At 58.8% G+C, this 15679-nt stretch carries 13 protein-coding genes and 1 tRNA gene; 5 read left to right on the top strand and 9 right to left on the bottom strand.

Annotated elements, in window-relative coordinates; translation table 11 throughout:
- Window positions 1-180: 180 nt before the first annotated feature.
- The 4 genes from ACZ89E_RS05515 to ACZ89E_RS05530 all read right to left on the bottom strand — a co-directional run bounded on the left by ACZ89E_RS05515 (window position 181) and on the right by ACZ89E_RS05530 (window position 6017).
- Window positions 181-3201, bottom strand: a complete 3021-nt coding sequence (locus ACZ89E_RS05515; protein ID WP_476255050.1) for an EAL domain-containing protein — start codon at window positions 3199-3201, stop codon at window positions 181-183.
- Window positions 3189-4208 carry a substrate-binding domain-containing protein gene (locus ACZ89E_RS05520; RefSeq protein ID WP_476257018.1) on the bottom strand — a complete coding sequence of 340 codons (1020 nt, stop codon included), beginning with the start codon at window positions 4206-4208 and terminating at the stop codon, window positions 3189-3191. The genes ACZ89E_RS05515 and ACZ89E_RS05520 overlap by 13 nt, the downstream gene beginning before the upstream one ends.
- 1040 nt (window positions 4209-5248) lie before the next feature.
- Complete coding sequence (locus ACZ89E_RS05525) at window positions 5249-5467, bottom strand: hypothetical protein (RefSeq protein ID WP_149662272.1); 219 nt, start codon at window positions 5465-5467, stop codon at window positions 5249-5251.
- Between the two features lie 462 nt (window positions 5468-5929).
- Window positions 5930-6017 (bottom strand) — tRNA-Ser (locus ACZ89E_RS05530).
- Between the two features lie 123 nt (window positions 6018-6140).
- Between ACZ89E_RS05530 and ACZ89E_RS05535 the strand changes: the two genes are divergently transcribed.
- Window positions 6141-6812, top strand: coding sequence for a Bax inhibitor-1/YccA family protein (locus ACZ89E_RS05535; RefSeq protein WP_149661506.1), 672 nt, complete (start codon window positions 6141-6143; stop codon window positions 6810-6812).
- Window positions 6813-6890: 78 nt separating this feature from the next.
- Here the strand turns inward: ACZ89E_RS05535 and ACZ89E_RS05540 are convergent, their stop codons facing one another.
- The 3 genes from ACZ89E_RS05540 to ACZ89E_RS05550 form a co-directional block, all read right to left on the bottom strand.
- Complete coding sequence (locus ACZ89E_RS05540) at window positions 6891-7559, bottom strand: hypothetical protein (RefSeq protein WP_476255051.1); 669 nt, start codon at window positions 7557-7559, stop codon at window positions 6891-6893.
- A 107-nt stretch (window positions 7560-7666) separates the two neighbouring features.
- Complete coding sequence (locus ACZ89E_RS05545; protein WP_476255052.1) at window positions 7667-7996, bottom strand: YceK/YidQ family lipoprotein; 330 nt, start codon at window positions 7994-7996, stop codon at window positions 7667-7669.
- A gap of 57 nt (window positions 7997-8053) precedes the next feature.
- A complete protein-coding gene (locus ACZ89E_RS05550) occupies window positions 8054-8491 on the bottom strand; it encodes an Lrp/AsnC family transcriptional regulator (protein ID WP_133839030.1) in 438 nt (145 codons plus the stop codon).
- A 135-nt stretch (window positions 8492-8626) separates the two neighbouring features.
- On the opposite strand from ACZ89E_RS05550, the gene ACZ89E_RS05555 reads away from it, so the two are divergent.
- The gene (locus ACZ89E_RS05555) at window positions 8627-9520 is read left to right on the top strand and encodes a DMT family transporter (RefSeq protein WP_149661503.1); all 894 of its coding nucleotides are present in this window, start codon (window positions 8627-8629) and stop codon (window positions 9518-9520) included.
- Window positions 9521-9523: 3 nt separating this feature from the next.
- Here the strand turns inward: ACZ89E_RS05555 and ACZ89E_RS05560 are convergent, their stop codons facing one another.
- Both ACZ89E_RS05560 and ACZ89E_RS05565 read right to left on the bottom strand, forming a co-directional pair.
- A complete protein-coding gene (locus ACZ89E_RS05560) occupies window positions 9524-10561 on the bottom strand; it encodes an FUSC family protein (RefSeq protein ID WP_463257548.1) in 1038 nt (345 codons plus the stop codon).
- 38 nt (window positions 10562-10599) lie between these two features.
- Window positions 10600-12225 carry an NADP-dependent glyceraldehyde-3-phosphate dehydrogenase gene (locus tag ACZ89E_RS05565; RefSeq protein ID WP_149661501.1) on the bottom strand — a complete coding sequence of 542 codons (1626 nt, stop codon included), beginning with the start codon at window positions 12223-12225 and terminating at the stop codon, window positions 10600-10602.
- 253 nt (window positions 12226-12478) lie between these two features.
- Between ACZ89E_RS05565 and ACZ89E_RS05570 the strand changes: the two genes are divergently transcribed.
- From ACZ89E_RS05570 to ACZ89E_RS05580, 3 genes are read left to right on the top strand one after another with little or no spacing between them, the layout of a single operon-like run.
- Window positions 12479-12868 carry a c-type cytochrome gene (locus ACZ89E_RS05570; protein ID WP_476255053.1) on the top strand — a complete coding sequence of 130 codons (390 nt, stop codon included), beginning with the start codon at window positions 12479-12481 and terminating at the stop codon, window positions 12866-12868.
- Window positions 12869-12885: 17 nt separating this feature from the next.
- Window positions 12886-14280: a D-arabinono-1,4-lactone oxidase gene (locus ACZ89E_RS05575; RefSeq protein WP_476255054.1), complete on the top strand. Its 1395-nt coding sequence runs from the start codon at window positions 12886-12888 to the stop codon at window positions 14278-14280.
- Complete coding sequence (locus ACZ89E_RS05580; RefSeq protein ID WP_476255055.1) at window positions 14280-15563, top strand: DSD1 family PLP-dependent enzyme; 1284 nt, start codon at window positions 14280-14282, stop codon at window positions 15561-15563. The genes ACZ89E_RS05575 and ACZ89E_RS05580 overlap by 1 nt, the downstream gene beginning before the upstream one ends.
- Window positions 15564-15679 lie beyond the last annotated feature (116 nt).

Here is a 15679-nt window from a genome sequence, read left to right on the forward strand (position 1 = left end):
AGACAATAGCCGGCCATGACCTGTCCGAGAGTGTGACAGCAGAGTCCTCTGCGAAGGCATGAATTTATCCGACTTGCAGTCCGTTGCAACTTGCACTGTCGATAACGCAGCGCATCAGCGACCACGCCTAACGCCTCGGTGTGCACTTCGATTTCTGCACGCATCCCTGGCCGACGTTGATTAATGTCCGGGCATTGGACTGCCTGGGCGTTTTACATCGCGTTTTCGCCTGACCGAGCCAGGGCTCGCAATACGCCCCGGTTGTGGTAACCGGGGGGTGCGCAGTAACAGACTGATTTCCTCTGCGCTGACCGCTCTGCTGAAAACGTGACCCTGAATTTCATCGCAGCCGTTTTCACGCAGGAAGGTTTGCTGCTCTTCGGTTTCGACACCTTCGGCAATGACCTTGAGGTTCAGTTTGTGCCCCAACGAAATCACGGCGGTGGCGATGGCTTTGTCGTTCTCGTTGTCGGGCAGATCGCGCACGAAAGACTGGTCGATCTTGAGTCTTGCGATCGGGAAGCTTTTCAATGCGGCGAGGCTGGAGTAGCCGGTGCCGAAGTCGTCGATCGAGAGACTGATCCCCATTGATTGCAGTTCTTTCATTTTGCTGATCGCTTGCTGAAGGTCTTGCATGATCAGACTTTCGGTCAGTTCCAGCTCAAGGTACATCGGGTCCAGTCCGGTTTCTTGCAAGGCATGCCTCACCCGGTCGATCAGGTCCCTTTCGATGAACTGGCGTGCTGAAATATTCACCGACATGGTGATCGGCGGATAGCCCGCTTCCTGCCAGTCCTTGTTTTGTCTGCATGCGGTATGAATCACCCAGTCGCCGATGGGCACAATCAATCCGGTCTCTTCGGCCTGCGGAATGAATTTGATTGGCGGCACCATGCCAAGCTCGGGATGCTGCCAGCGGATCAGTGCTTCTACGCCGATAATCTGACCTGAGTGCAAATCCACCTGGGGCTGGTACAGCAGCAGGAACTCGTCATGGTTGAGTGCGTTTCGAAGCCCGTCTTGCATGGCGAGCTTGCCCTGAACCTTGTTATTCATCTCGCTCGTATAGAACTGGTAACTGTTGCGACCCAGCTCCTTGGCCCGGTACATGGCGGCGTCCGCGTTGCTGAGTAACGTGTCGGTATCGCTGCCGTCGGCAGGGTAGGTGGCCAGCCCCATGCTGCAGGTGACGTGCAGTGTATGTCCGCTGAGCTGAATCGGCCGCAGGATGGCTTCCTGGATTTTGTGCAGGGCTGGAGTAACGCCGTCCACGTCTGAAGGCTGGTCGAACAGGATGATCACAAACTCGTCGCCACCCAGTCGCACGACGGTGTCGGTGCGACGTACACACTCCAGCATGCGCCGGGCGACGGTTTTGAGCAGCTCATCTCCAGCACTGTGCCCGAGGCTGTCATTCACCAGTTTGAATTTATCCAGATCGAGAAACACCACCGTCACCAGGCGGTTGTAGCGCTGAGCGTAAAGTATTGCCTGCTTGAGGCGGTCTTCGAGCAGTGTGCGATTCGGCAGCCCCGTCAGTGCGTCATGATCGCCCATATAGCGAATGCGTTTTTCGGTCAGTTGGCGTTCTATCGCAATGCCAGCAAGGGGTGTCGCCAGATCGATCAGTCGCGTCTCGGTCGCGCGAGGGCTGCGTACGGTGTTGGAATACAAAGCAAACGTACCCAATACCTTTCGCTCATGGGACAGAATCGGCGTCGACCAGCAGGAGCGAAATCCATAGGGTGCAACGATTGAACGGTACGCCTCCCACAGCGGGTCCAGCGCTATATCCGTGACGATGACCGGTTCTCGTCGATACACCGCGGTGCCGCAGGAACCGACGTTCGGACCGATCGCTATCCCGTCAATGAGCTGGTTATAGGCTTTCGGCAAACTGGGGGCCGCCCCGTGCAGCAGGTGAGTGCCATCCTCATCCAGCACCAGGATGGACACCATCATCCCCTCCAGTTGGGATTCGACCAAGTGAGCCAGGCTGTCGAGGACTACTGCAAGCTCGGTGCTCCTGGCGATCAGCTCCAGGACATGACCCTGTCCGGTGCGGATGATGGCTTCTTGCTCTAATCGGCCGTTTTGCACGGCGAGCCGCTCTGTGGCGATACTCAATTGGACCGTTCTTTTTTCCAGTTGAAGTCGGTCTTTAAGGAATTGATTCACCGCGCGAGCCATGTTGCCGATCTCGTCTTTCCCGTGTTCGGCCATCATCAAATGCGTTTTGTCCGTGTGCTCCTGACGCAACTGCCGGCTTATTTCATTCAGGCGCACGAGCACATGACGCCCCATGAAAACCCGGGTCACGAACCAGGCGAACACCAGGCTGGCGCCCAACATGATCAGCACCCATTGCTGGCTGCGATTTGAGGCCTCAACCAGGCGCTGCACGGCTTCGCGATAGTCTTCGGTGTAGGCACTGGATTGCGCACGGGCTACCGCGACCAGCACCCCGGCCTCATTCTTCAGTTCCTCATTGAAGCGCTGTATCACCTTTTGCTGATTGATGAGCCGCAGGCGCAGGGCGAAGAGATCGGGCGTCTCCACACCAGCGTCGGGTAACTTGCCCGCCGTTCGGGACAGGAGCTTATAGCGGACCTGAAGCCGCTGCACGGCATCACTGTCAACAGCCTGGGGCAGATCGAAAAGTAACACCGCCAGTTCCAGGCTGGCCCGGGTCTGGGTCGCGGTTAACCGGGCGGTGAGATCCGTCAGGGTTTGCTCGAAGGTGACCTCCGATTGCAGCAGGCTTTCGCGTAGCTGCGCAACGATGTTGGCGGTATTGCGGAACATCTGGCTCGACTGGTACATGTCCAGTATCGCCACGCCACTGTTCGCGGCAGTCAGTTGCTGCACCAGTTGATCAAGGGCTTCAAGCTGTTCGACGGTCGCCGCATAGCTTGAACGCAGGGCGTCGGGAGAGCGGGTTGTCAAAAGCTGATCGGTCTGGCGCTCGATCAGCAAGGTACGCTGCAGCATGTCTTGCCCATCTTGCATACGGACCAGTCGTTCATCTGTCAGCTGGCGGGTGGCGCTGTTTGACGTGCGCAACGCGTAGACCGCCGTTGCACCACCCGCCAGGATCAACAGCGCCAGCGTCAGAAACGCCAATGTGAATTGCGCGCGCAGTGATTGCGGCAATAGCCAGCGTCCGAGTCGGGAAGTAACGTCCAATCTCAGGGATTCCATTGGTGGCGGTAAATGTCCCGATAGCCATTGTCAGGGTCGTACTGGAATTTCTTCCCGCCGTCGAAGGCAATATTGTCGGCGTTGACCAGGTGAATCGGCGCTACGAAGCCACTCACCGGCTGACCTGCAAACAGCCGGTTCAATTCATCCATCACCTGCCAGCCATGCAGGTTGAGCGGCTCGGCCACGGTGACGGTCTGGTAGGTTTTTGCCTGTATACGCAAGAAAGCCGAAGCGCTGCCATCGCCAGCAGACAACAGACTGATGCCGTCACTGGGTATTGCGGCGTTGGTCAATGAGGCAATCGAGTAGTCGAAATAGATATCGTTGATGGCCAGTGTGTGGGTCCAGCGCTTTCCATAGCGCTGAAGCAGTTCCTTGGTGATCGCCGGCATCTTCTCGCCACTTTCGGAGATCGCGACATCGCGCACTTCCAGCAACGTACATTCGCGACAGGCCCGAATGACGTCTTCCATGGCCTTGGCTTTCGCCATGGCGATGCTGTACTTGGAGTCGGTCAGGATCACCACGCCGGCGTGTCCGTTTGACTGCGCCACTGCTGCCATTGCCGTGAGTCGCGCTACTTCGAGCGGGTCGGTCGTGACGTTCATGGCCACCGGCGTGCCGTCAATCGGCCCGGGGCGTGCCCCGGCGTGCCAGGCAACCACCGGCACATCCCTGTTGGCGAAGAGGTTCAGCTCCGCATTGTTCTCCAGGGCATCGGAGCCGCACAGGATGAGGCCGTCGGGTTTCGCTGCCAGGGCATCGGCAAAGGCCTTTGCGCGCCCGGTCGATGATCCGGCACCATCGAAGATCTTCAGCGTCCAGCCCATCGCTTTGGCTGCCTCCCGAGCGCCCTGGGCGACACCGACAATGCCTCCGTTACGCAAATCTTCTGCGACAAAGGCGATGCTCTTGCCCCGCTGTGCTTGCGGGCCGGATTCAGGGCCGCTCCAGCGAACGGCTCCGAGGGTGGCCCTGGAAACGATTTCCTGCGCTTGAATCACCGTAACCGTGGCTTTTTCGGCACCCGCTGCGGTTGGCAGGTTCTGACCATACCCGGGAGTTGCCGTGAAAAGACAGAAAACCGCAATTGAGGCCATCCGCATTCGCCAGGGCTTGATCAGACAGGTTCGATCTCCCCATAGGATGGCGGGTCTGGAGTCGATGGCGCGATCATAGACTGGCATGGCGTCCCTTTTTGCCAAGAGTGCAGCGTTCACTGTCCGAAAGGATAGTCGGTTCTGCTGTCGTCAGGTCTTTTGTGGGTAAAGTGCGCGAACTTTAGTCCTGAACATTCAGGAAAGGGAACGGGGGGCCATGGCACAAAACAAGGGATGAAGGAGCCCGTGGTGCCTATTATTTTCATGACCCTTTTCAGGTTGCAGGCGAGCACATTCAGGCTCATCCCGGATTCGTACAGGCAACAAAAAGCCCGGACTGTGCCGGGCCTCATTGGACGTCACTCAGCGAGAATAAAACCTCCTCACTTGCTCCGTGCGATCGAGAATGGGTTTACTCCTGCGCCTTTGAACCCAGCTACAGAATGCGTGTATGGGGTGAAGAACGGCTCCAAGCACGCAAAGCAGCATGATGATGAAGAGCGAAATAAGCGGGATGCTTTCGTGCGAGAACATGGTGGGTTACTCCTGTATTCACTATGTCGGAACCTTGAGGGTAGACACCTACGGCTTTGGCTGGATGAATGTATGTTCATCTTTCCAGGCTTGAATTGCGCAAGTTCAGCTGTTACCCAACAACGCTTTGATAACTGCGGAACGAGCAATTGCGGGTGCTCCGTCGCTAAGCAATCCAACTCGTATACGGTTAGTACAGGTGCAAACTATTGATAGAGTGGCGCCTTTGGTCGGCGCCATCTAAGAGCTTTCAGCGAGGAATGTCCTTCTTGAAGAGCGGATTGTCGCTCTAGAGTCAAAACTGAATGATCAAACCCCACGCCCGCCATTGAGTGGGTATTTTTTTGCCTGGAGAAACCTGCCCGATCTCCAGCATCCCCTTCACCAAGAAGCCCAGACAAGGAACTTATTCAGTTCGCCCCTAATTTCAATTTTATGTGGTTGGACGGCCACCAAGACCACGACGGCGCGGGGGTATAGCAGCCTTGCTGGTTGGCCGGGGTCGCATCGCAGCGGACGGTGTAGCCCTTGTTGTTGAACTCCCTTGCGCCTTCGCCGGTACCGCGCTCACTGTATGAGGAGCAACCACCGAGTAACGCTGCAATCAAAAGAATCGTTGTGTACTTCATAAATGCCTCCATGCGTGGAACACACAGCTTAATCATTGAATCGCGCCCAGTGCGGGCTTTTTTTTGCCTGGAGAAAAAGTGATGACTGCTTCTGGGAAAGACCGCGCCATCCTCGCCCGCACGCTGGGCGGCGAAGGTCACGCAGGCGCTGAAGCTCGGTGGTTACGTCTTCTTCAAGAATGTGCCGTGAATAAAGCGAGGGCCTTTCCCGCATAAGCCTGTACGGCAGGGAAGGGAGCAAGTCTGAATGAGGCGTCGCGAATCCTCGCTTAAAAGGCCGGCGTAGCATCGTGTTACATGAAGGATTTTTAACTATCGGCAGGACGCCGGAAGAGGGGCAAAACGAGCTTGGTTATGGAACGGTTCCAGTATGGTTATGGACCACATGCCAACAGGGAGTGATTTCACCAAACCCCAGAAACGAAAAAGCCCTGACTAATCAGGGCTCTAACGTATTCAAGATGGCGGAGGCGATGGGATTCGAACTCATGGACCTGTTACAGTCGACGGTTTTCAAGACCGTTGCCTTAAACCACTCGGCCACACCTCCGTTTGCGTTGCGGGCGCCATAATACCTGAATGAAACACGCTGTCAAACTCTCTGCATGGCTTGTTACAGAGCGTCTGTTATGATCTTTGCGACTGAACGTTTCAAACCAACAGGAGTGTCGCCATGCGCGAACAGGATTACGCAGTTAATAACAGCGTGCAGGCTGAGCAGCTAGAGGTTAGCCGCGTCCTGCGCAACACGTACGGCTTGCTCGCTCTCACCCTCGCATTCAGCGGTGTGATGGCGTTCGTTGCACAGCAGATGCGTGTCGGCTACCCGAATATTTTCGTGGTGCTGATCGGCTTCTATGGCCTTTTCTTCCTTACCAACAAGCTTCGTGACTCGGCCTGGGGCCTGGTGTCGGCTTTTGCGTTGACCGGTTTCATGGGTTTCCTGCTTGGCCCAATCCTCAATCGTTACCTGGGCATGCAGGGCGGGGCTGAAGTGGTCAGTTCCGCTTTCGCGATGACTGCGCTGGTGTTCGGTGGTCTGTCGGCCTATGTGCTGATCACTCGCAAGGACATGAGCTTCCTCGGTGGTTTCATCACCGCCGGGTTCTTCGTGTTGCTGGGCGCGACGCTGGCAAGCATCTTCTTCCAGATCAGCGGTCTGCAACTGGCGATCAGCGCAGGTTTCGTGCTGTTTTCCTCGGTCTGCATTCTGTTCCAGACCAGCGCCATCATTCATGGCGGCGAGCGTAACTACATCATGGCGACCATCAGCCTGTATGTATCGATCTACAATCTGTTCATCAGCCTGTTGCAGCTCTTCGGCATCATGAGCCGCGATGACTGATCGCAAGCCTTGAGTAATAAAAAACCCGCTTCGGCGGGTTTTTTATGGACGTCTCTTTCACTATCGGACAGGTGCGCTTTATTTCAGAGGCTGGGATATTTCAACCATATCGGCCGCGCTTACTTTCAGCCGCAACGTCAGACCCTGCAGCTGTCTCATTTTCAACATGCCCAACTGCCCGCCCTTTCGCTCGTGCTTATTGGCATCCAAGACGTGACATTCGAGTCTTCGTTCAGGGCGACTCTTGGTGTCCGCGTCTTCCCAGTGGCAGCGTACTTCAAGCAATTGCTCGTCCAGCCTGGTCGCGAGCTGCTCGTCCTCCTTCAGGAATGTTTCGACTTCAAGTCCAACGGTGGAGGTTTCAAACGTATTGCGACCGGCCTGTGACCGATCCCGGATCGTGAAGTCGAAACTGTTGAGCACCAGTGTGCAATCGCCGACTCTTTTGCCCAGCTCCACCTCGAATTCAGACGTATAAGGTGTAGGGGACAGCTGACTGTAAAACATCGCTTTGTCAGGATTGGGATCCCCGGCGTAATCGTCGGGCAAGATGCATACACTGGTGAACAACGGACGATAGGAGGCGGTTACGTCCACGACAAACTGGGCGGGCATCTCAGTCTTGAGGGTCACATGATTGGAAAACATCGCGCAGCCTGTTGCTTGAATAATCAGGCTTCCCAGCAGCAGGTTGCGCACGAGACGAGGTACGGCGCTGGGACAGAGATGCCGTAGTAACGGGCGCATAAATACTTCTTTGTAGTGTTGCCGGTCGGCAAGCGGGGTGCGCACTCTAGCGGTGTATGAAGAGTGGTGAAAGCGAAAACCCTATTACGATCAGGAAAGGGCCTTCCTTACTCCGCCACGACAATGCTGCCATCGGCTTGTTGGCGATAGATGGTGTAGGGCAGGAGCATGGTGTCAAGTGCGCCGGAAATGACCGCATCAATCAACACAATAATTGTTCCGTTGTTGTATTTCTCCGGATCGACGCCTGCCTCCAGCGGCGCATGCAGGGTGCAGAAATCATAGGTCACACCACTGTAGATCCGTGGAACCGCACCGCAGTAGCTTCTTTTTTCCTTGAGACTCTTTGCCGCCGCTTCGTCACTGCGCACCACCGTTTGAACAGTGCCGCAACCCACCAGCATCAATGCGGCGAGTAATATTGTCTGAGTTTTCATGCCGCCAATCCTTCGCCGGTAAACCATCAATCTATCCCATTCAGCCCCAAACCACACTCACGCCATCGGTGGCAACCGGCGCTTGACCGGGGTTTTCTTCACTATCGCTGTGTTGGTCTCGGCGTGGGTGTTGAGGCGGTCGAGCAAGGTGTCCAGTTGTTCCATCGAGCGCACATGCAGGCGCGCAATGAAGCAGTCGTCGCCGGTGACCTTATCGCACTCGGTGAATTCGGGAATGGCCTGGATCTGCCGCTCGACTTCCTGCAATTGCCCAGGCAATGGGCGAATTCGCACGATGGCTTGCAGCTGATAGCCAAAACATCTGGGGTCGATTTCTACGGTGTAGCCTTTGAGCACGCCGCGTTCTTCGAGTCGGCGCAGGCGCTCGGCCACGCTGGGTGATGACAACCCGCTGATCTGCGCCAAGGCTTTGAGCGAGCGCCGTGAGTCTTCCATCAAGGCGCTGATCAGCACTTGATCAATATCGTCGGTCATGGCGAAACCTCGATTAGGCAATTAAACAAAACGGCCTCGATAAAAAAGGCAGAAATCGAGTTTAGCCTGATTTTTGCGCTGGAGGAGACGTTCGACGGATTGGCATAATTTGCGCTCAAACACAGGAGTCTGATGATGGACAAAACACTACGGCGCGGGTCATTCGAAATGACCGCCGCCATGCTTATTTCCGGAACCATCGGCTGGTTCGTGCTGGTGTCGGGCCAGCCGGTGCTGGACGTGGTGTTCTGGCGTTGCGTATTTGGTGCCGGCACCTTGTTGCTGATTTGCGTGGCTTTCGGCTTCCTGCGCCCCGGTATTCTGACCCGCACCACGTTTCTGTTGGCCGTGCTCAGCGGGATGGCGATTGTCGGCAACTGGGTGCTGCTGTTCGCCTCCTATTCCCGTGCATCAATTGCCATTGGCACGGCGGTGTACAACGTTCAACCGTTCATGTTGGTCGGCTTGGCCGCGCTGTTTCTCGGGGAGAAAATCACCTTGCAGAAGCTGTTCTGGCTGGGTATTTCCTTTCTCGGAATGCTGGCGATTGTCAGCGCCCATGGCGAGCAGGGGGCGGGCGGCAATGATTACTTGATGGGGATCGGCCTGGCGCTGGGGGCGGCGTTTCTTTATGCGGTGGCTGCGTTGATCATCAAGCGCCTGACCGGCACGCCGCCGCACCTGATCGCCTTGATTCAGGTCTGCACCGGCGTACTGTTGCTCGCGCCTTTCGCGCACTTTTCGGCATTGCCCCAAGCGCCGAGTGCCTGGGCCAGCCTGGTTACCCTGGGCATCGTGCACACTGGTTTGATGTACGTATTGCTCTACGGCGCCATCCAGAAACTGCCGACGGCACTGACCGGCGCACTGTCGTTCATCTACCCGATTGCGGCGATTTTCGTTGACTGGTTCGCGTTCGGCCATCGCCTGGAGCCGCTGCAATGGCTCGGTGTGGCCGCTATCCTGCTGGCCGCTGCCGGTATGCAGCAGGGTTGGGGCCTGAAGCTGCGCCGGGCGGCCACGCCGTAAGCCTCAGAGGTTCCAGCGCGGCGCAGTCTTGGCCAGGCGCTGGCGCATTTCGCTGATGTTCGCGGCCAGTTGCCGGGTCAACAGACGATAACCATCCAGCGGACTGTAGACCGGCGCGTCGAGACCGATTTCCGGCAGCTCCACCGGCCGGTTCAGCCGCTGGGCGGCCCCAGATTTCAAGGCCCGGGCCATGCCGATCAACTGCACGCGGATCTGCCGGTGCTCGGCTTTCAACGCGGTTTGAAGATGCGCCATGGCCACCGGATCACTGGCATCCGGACGCGTGTTGCCAAGGATTTCCAGGGTGCTGACGCACATCCGCAGATTACGTTGAATGGCATCCAATTCAGTCATGGAAATCCGTACTTCCTTGGACACCGACGGCATCAGCGAGCGCAGTTGCACCAGCACCGTATTCAGGCGACCCATGATCTTCAGGTGTTCGTCCGCGGTGACCGGTTGGCCATTGATGATGCGCCCATAAAGGGTCGCGCAATCGCGCAAGGCGTCGGCCAGGTTGTAGCGCCAGGAGAACACCGCGTACAGCGGCAGGGCGAAGGAAAACGCCAGGGCCAGGGCAATGCCGATCAGAATGTCCACGCCGCGCCACAACCCGTCGGTGACCGGGTTATCGCCATGCCCGGCGACGATAAACACGGTAATCGCCGACAGCAGCGCCGTGTAGCCGCCCTTGCCGATGGCGTGATACGAGAAGAACCCGCACACCACCGACATCGCGAAATACGTCAGCCACGGCATCCCGAGCCAGGCCTGTTGCGCCACCAGTAGCAAGCCGACACCGGCGCCGATCAAGGTGCCGATCGCCCGCTCGGCGGCTTTCTTGCCGATGTTGCCGTGATGCTGCAAGCCGCCGATCACCACCAGCATGGTCACCGACGCCCACTCGCCGTGGGGCAGGTGAATGCCGGTGGTCAGCAGGATCGTCGCCAGCAAGCCTAACGACACCCGCACCGCGTGGATCACTCGCGCGTTGCGATAGCGCCGATACGGATCCAGCAATGGACGCAGCAATCGACGCATCAGCGGTGGCAGGCGATAGGCGCTCAGATAGCGTCTCCTCAGAAAATGTAATCGGTGGTCAGGAAGCTCGAATCCCGCCCGCGAATGATCTCGCTGATCAGCGCTTTATTGCTGTCCTGGAACTTGGTCGCCACCAGCGTGCGGATCGAAAACACCCGCAGCGCATCATGGACCGACAAAGTGCCTTCGGCGGAGTTCTTGCGACCGTTGAACGGGAAGGTGTCCGGGCCGCGCTGGCACTGGGCGTTGATGTTAATGCGCCCGACCTGATTGGCAAAGGTGTCGACCAGTCGGCCGACCGCCACCGGGTTCGTACCGAAGATGCTCAACTGTTGGCCGAAATCCGATTCCAAGACGTAGTCGATCACCGTGTCCAGATGCCGGTAGGGCACGATCGGCACCACGGGGCCGAACTGTTCTTCCTGATAGACGCGCATCTGCGGGTTCACCGGGAACAGCACCGCCGGGTAGAAGAACGACGCCCGGGCCTGGCCGCCGTTGGGGTTGACCACGGCAGCGCCTTTGCTCACCGCATCCGCCACCAGCGAATGCAGGTAATCGACCTTGCTCGCTTCCGGCAGCGGGGTCAGGGCCACGCCGCTGTCCCACGGCATGCCGGGTTTGAGGGTGGCGAGTCTGGCGTTGAATTTCTCGATGAACGACTCGACCACGTCTTCGTGGACGAAGAGGATTTTCAGCGCGGTGCAGCGCTGGCCATTGAACGACAGCGAACCGGTGAGCGCTTCGCTGACGGCGTTGTCCAGATCGACTTCGGGAAGGACGATGCCGGGGTTCTTCGCATCCAGGCCCAATGCCGCGCGCAAGCGGTGTGGTTTCGGGTGCAGTTTCTTCAGGTCACTGGCCGCTTTGTTAGTGCCGATAAACGCAAAGATATCGATCTTGCCGCTGGCCATCAGCGCGCTGACGGTTTCCCGGCCGCTGCCGTAGATCACGTTGATCACGCCAGTCGGGAAACTGTCGCGGAACGCTTCCAGCAACGGCCGGATCAACAGCACGCCGAGCTTGGCCGGTTTGAACACCACGGTGTTGCCCATGATCAGCGCCGGGATCAGCGTGGTAAAGGTTTCGTTCAGCGGATAGTTGTAAGGCCCCATGCACAAGGCGACGCCCAGCGGTACGCGGCGGATTTGGCCGAGGGTGTCCTGCTCCAGTTCGAAACGGCTGGAGCGGCGGTCGAGTTCCTTGAGGGCATTGATGGTGTCGACGATGTAATCGCAGGTGCGGTCGAACTCTTTTTCCGAGTCCTTGAGGTTCTTGCCGATTTCCCACATCAGCAATTTCACCACCGCCTCACGCTGTTGGCGCATGCGTCCGAGGAAGGCTTCGACGTGCTGGATGCGCTCGGCCACGCGCATGGTCGGCCACAGGCCCTGGCCACGGTCGTAGGCGCGGACGGCGGCGTCGAGGGCGGTCAGGGCGGTTTCGGCGTCCAGCAACGGCGTGCTGCCGAGGATCACTTGCTCGTCGCCATTTTCGCCGGTCAGGTACACCGGGCTGCGGACTTGGGCGAGGGGGCCGTTCCAGGTGCGCAGTTCGCCGTCGACCAGGTATTCGCGCTGCTCGGTCTGGCCGTCGAGGCGGTATTTTTCCGGGATGTCGCTGCTGTCGGGAAACAGATTGCCAAGGATGTGTGCTGTGGTCATGTCGCTACCCCGTCTGGATTCTGTGATGCGCTGATGAATCGTTTTAGCAGACCTGACCCTTGCTTGTCATGACTCATCTCAGCGTTTGTGTCGCTCGGTCATTTGAAGGGCGGAACGGGTCATGGCCTCAGATGCCCCCCTAGTTGGCCCCCAATGCCCTCAACCCGGGCGCGCTGGTGCCTTAGTGTTGACCTCGCCTTGATCACAATAAAAAGGTGTCTCCCGCTGCGGGGCGCCACAAGAGAGGACCGCCATGCGGGCACGTCGATTCACTGAAAAGCCTAGCCGTTGTTTGGCGTTGGTGGGCTGCGTCTTCGCCGCGCTGCTGAGCGGTTGCGGTGATGAGCCAAAGCCCCCGGTCACCCGCAGCGAAGTAGCCAACGCCATGCCCACAGACGCCGCACTGGCCCAGGTCTACGCCAACAGTTGCAAGCTCTGCCACGCCAACCCCGCCGCCGGCGCACCGCTGACCGGCGATCAAAAAGCCTGGGAACCGCGGGTGCAGCAAGGCGCTGACACGCTGCTCGATCACGCGATCAACGGCTACAACGGCATGCCGCCGATGGGCCTGTGCATGCAGTGTTCGGAGGACGAGTTCCTCGCACTGATTGCCTTCATGTCCGGCCAGTCCATCCCACAATAAGAACGGCAGGTGCAGCCATGACGATGGACCTGACACGACGTCAGTTACTGCAACGGGCGAGCGTCATCGGCGCCTTCACCGCGCTCGGCGTAAGCCCGGCGCTGGCCGAGTTGTTGCGCGCGCCGCGACTGATTCCCTGGCGCAACTGGTCCGGCGGCCAGAGTTGCTTGCCAGCGGCGCGGTTGGCGCCGAAGAACCTCGATGAACTGACCCAAGTCATCCGTCAGGCCCCCGGCAAAATCCGCCCGGTCGGCTCGGCTCACTCCTTCAGCGCCCTGGTGCCCACCGACGGCACGCTGGTGTCCCTGAGCTACTTCACCGGCCTGCTCGATCACGACCCCCAGACCTTGCAGGCCGAGTTCGCCGCCGGCACGCCGATGTCACGCATGGGCACACCGCTCAAGGACATCGGCCAGGCCCTGCCCAACATGGCCGACATCGACTATCAGACCCTCGCCGGCGCCATCTCCACCTCGACCCACGGCACCGGCAAAACCTTTCAGTCCTATTCGGCCCACGTCTGCGGCTTGCAACTGGTGACTGCCAGCGGCGACGTATTGGACTGCGACAGCACCCGCCATCCCGAGGTGTTCAGCGCCGCCCGGGTCTCCCTCGGCGCGTTGGGCGTGGCCACCAAAATCCGTCTGCAAAATCGCCCGGCGTATCGGCTGCGGGAGCGCCAGTGGATCGCCAAGACCGAAGAGCTGCTGGAAGACCTCGACAAGAACACCCGGGAAAACCAGCACTGGGAAATGCTCGTGGTGACTCATTCCGACTACGCCTTGTCGATTGCCCTGAACGAAACCACCGACCCGGCCACGCCACCGATCCCGGCGGATGAGGAGGGCGGCAACGAGTTCGTGACCCTGATCGAAAAAATCGACAAGTACGCCAGCGACTTCCCCGACCTGCGCCGCACGCTGCTCAACAACCTGCGCCACCTCGCCAGTTTCGACGACCGGGTGGGCGACTCGTTCGACATCTACGCCAACGTGCGCACCGTGCGGTTCAACGAGATGGAGTATTCAGTGCCGGCGGAACACGGCCCGGCCTGCTTGCGCGAGATCCTCAAACTGATTCAGAACAAAGACCTGCGCACCTGGTTTCCCATCGAGTATCGCTATGTGAAAGCCGATGACATTCCCCTGAGCATGTTCGAGGGCCGCGACAGTTGTTCGATCTCGGTCCACCAGCATTACCAGATGGATCATCACAATTTCTTCGCCGCCGTGGAGCCGATCTTCTGGAAATACAACGGCCGGCCGCACTGGGGCAAGTTGCACACGTTGAACGCCAAAAACCTGCAGCCGCTGTACCCGCACTGGCGGGCATTCATTGACGTTCGCCAGGCGCTGGACCCCAGCGGCAAGTTTCTCAACGCGCATTTGTCGTCGATTCTGGGGGTGAACTGATGGCCGTGAATCGCCGCAATTTCCTGCTCGGCACCTTGGGCGTGGGCGCCTTGCTGGTGGGTGTAGGCGCCTGGCTACGGCCGGGGGATCGAGGAGGGCCGTACAGCGATTATTTCCGCGCCTTGAACCGTGAACTGAACGCTCACGGCCCGATGCGTCCGGTGATGCTGATCGATCTGGATCGCCTCGATCACAACATCGACGTGGTAATGAAGTCGGTCCAGCGCGCCGGCAAACACCTGCGACTGGTGGAGAAATCACTGCCGGCACCGGGGCTGCTGAGTTACATCGCTCGGCGCGCCGGGACGAAGCGCTTGATGTCGTTTCACCAGCCGTTTCTCAACCATGACGCCGTGCTGTTTCCGGACGCCGACCTCCTGCTGGGCAAACCGCTGCCGGTGCGCTCGGCGCAGCTGTTTTACGAAACCCACAAGGGGCCGTTCAACCCGGCGAAGCAATTGCAGTGGCTGCTCGATACCCCGCAAAGGCTTCAGCAATACCTGGCGCTGGCGCAAGGGTTGGGCACGCGGTTGCGGGTCAATATCGAACTGGACGTTGGCCTGCACCGTGGCGGCGTCAGCGATTTGGACGTGCTCGGGCAGATGCTGGCGCTGATCAGCGCACGCCCGCAGCACCTGGAATTCGCCGGCTTCATGGGCTACGACCCGTTCGTGGGCATGGGTGTGCCGGGGATTCTCGGTTCACCCGAGGCACTGTTTGAAAAAGTGATGGTGATCTACAACCGCTGCGTCGATTTCACCCGCCAGCAGTACCCCGGTCTGTGGCGCGAAGGGCTGACGCTTAACACCGCCGGTAGCCCGAGTTATCGCATGCACGAACAGGAACGCGTGAGCACTGAAGTGTCCGTGGGCACGGCGATGCTCAAGCCGACGCACTACGATTTGCCGTCGCTGGTGGACCATGTGCCGGCGGCGTACATCGCCACGCCGGTGTTGAAAAGGACCGGGGCGGTGAACATTCCGGCGCTGGATGACAAGTCGAAACTGTTCTCGTGGTGGGACGCCAATCAGCGCGAGACGTTTTTTATTTACGGCGGCAACTGGATGGCCGAGTTCGAATCGCCCCTGGGGTTACAGAGCAACGGCGTGTACGGCCGCAGCTCCAACCAGGAAATGGTCAATGGCTCCAGCGCCGTGGGGCTGGCGGTGGAAGATCAGGTGTTCTTGCGCCCGACGCAGACGGAATCGGTGTTGTTGCAGTTTGGGGATTTGCTGGCGGTGCGCGGTGGCAAAATCGTCGACACCTGGCCGGTCTACACCTGAACGCGCAGATCCCTGTAGGAGCGAGGCTTGCCCGCGAAAGCGGTGGATCAGGCAATAAAGAGGTGACTGACACACAGCTTCGCGGGCAAGCCTCGCTCCTACAAGAGTGGCTCGCC

The organism is Pseudomonas sp. TE3899 (assembly GCF_056279105.1).

Excerpts from the sequence above, each read along its gene's own strand:
- ACZ89E_RS05525 (WP_149662272.1), bottom strand. The coding sequence starts at position 5,467 with ATGAAGTACACAACGATTCTTTTGATTGCAGCGTTACTCGGTGGTTGC.
- ACZ89E_RS05550 (WP_133839030.1), bottom strand. The coding sequence starts at position 8,491 with ATGACCGACGATATTGATCAAGTGCTGATCAGCGCCTTGATGGAAGAC.
- ACZ89E_RS05555 (WP_149661503.1), top strand. The coding sequence starts at position 8,627 with ATGGACAAAACACTACGGCGCGGGTCATTCGAAATGACCGCCGCCATG.
- ACZ89E_RS05565 (WP_149661501.1), bottom strand. The coding sequence starts at position 12,225 with ATGACCACAGCACACATCCTTGGCAATCTGTTTCCCGACAGCAGCGAC.
- ACZ89E_RS05580 (WP_476255055.1), top strand. The coding sequence starts at position 14,280 with ATGGCCGTGAATCGCCGCAATTTCCTGCTCGGCACCTTGGGCGTGGGC.
- ACZ89E_RS05575 (WP_476255054.1), top strand. The coding sequence starts at position 12,886 with ATGACGATGGACCTGACACGACGTCAGTTACTGCAACGGGCGAGCGTC.
- ACZ89E_RS05515 (WP_476255050.1), bottom strand. The coding sequence starts at position 3,201 with ATGGAATCCCTGAGATTGGACGTTACTTCCCGACTCGGACGCTGGCTA.
- ACZ89E_RS05535 (WP_149661506.1), top strand. The coding sequence starts at position 6,141 with ATGCGCGAACAGGATTACGCAGTTAATAACAGCGTGCAGGCTGAGCAG.
- ACZ89E_RS05545 (WP_476255052.1), bottom strand. The coding sequence starts at position 7,996 with ATGAAAACTCAGACAATATTACTCGCCGCATTGATGCTGGTGGGTTGC.
- ACZ89E_RS05570 (WP_476255053.1), top strand. The coding sequence starts at position 12,479 with ATGCGGGCACGTCGATTCACTGAAAAGCCTAGCCGTTGTTTGGCGTTG.
- ACZ89E_RS05560 (WP_463257548.1), bottom strand. The coding sequence starts at position 10,561 with ATGCGTCGATTGCTGCGTCCATTGCTGGATCCGTATCGGCGCTATCGC.
- ACZ89E_RS05540 (WP_476255051.1), bottom strand. The coding sequence starts at position 7,559 with ATGCGCCCGTTACTACGGCATCTCTGTCCCAGCGCCGTACCTCGTCTC.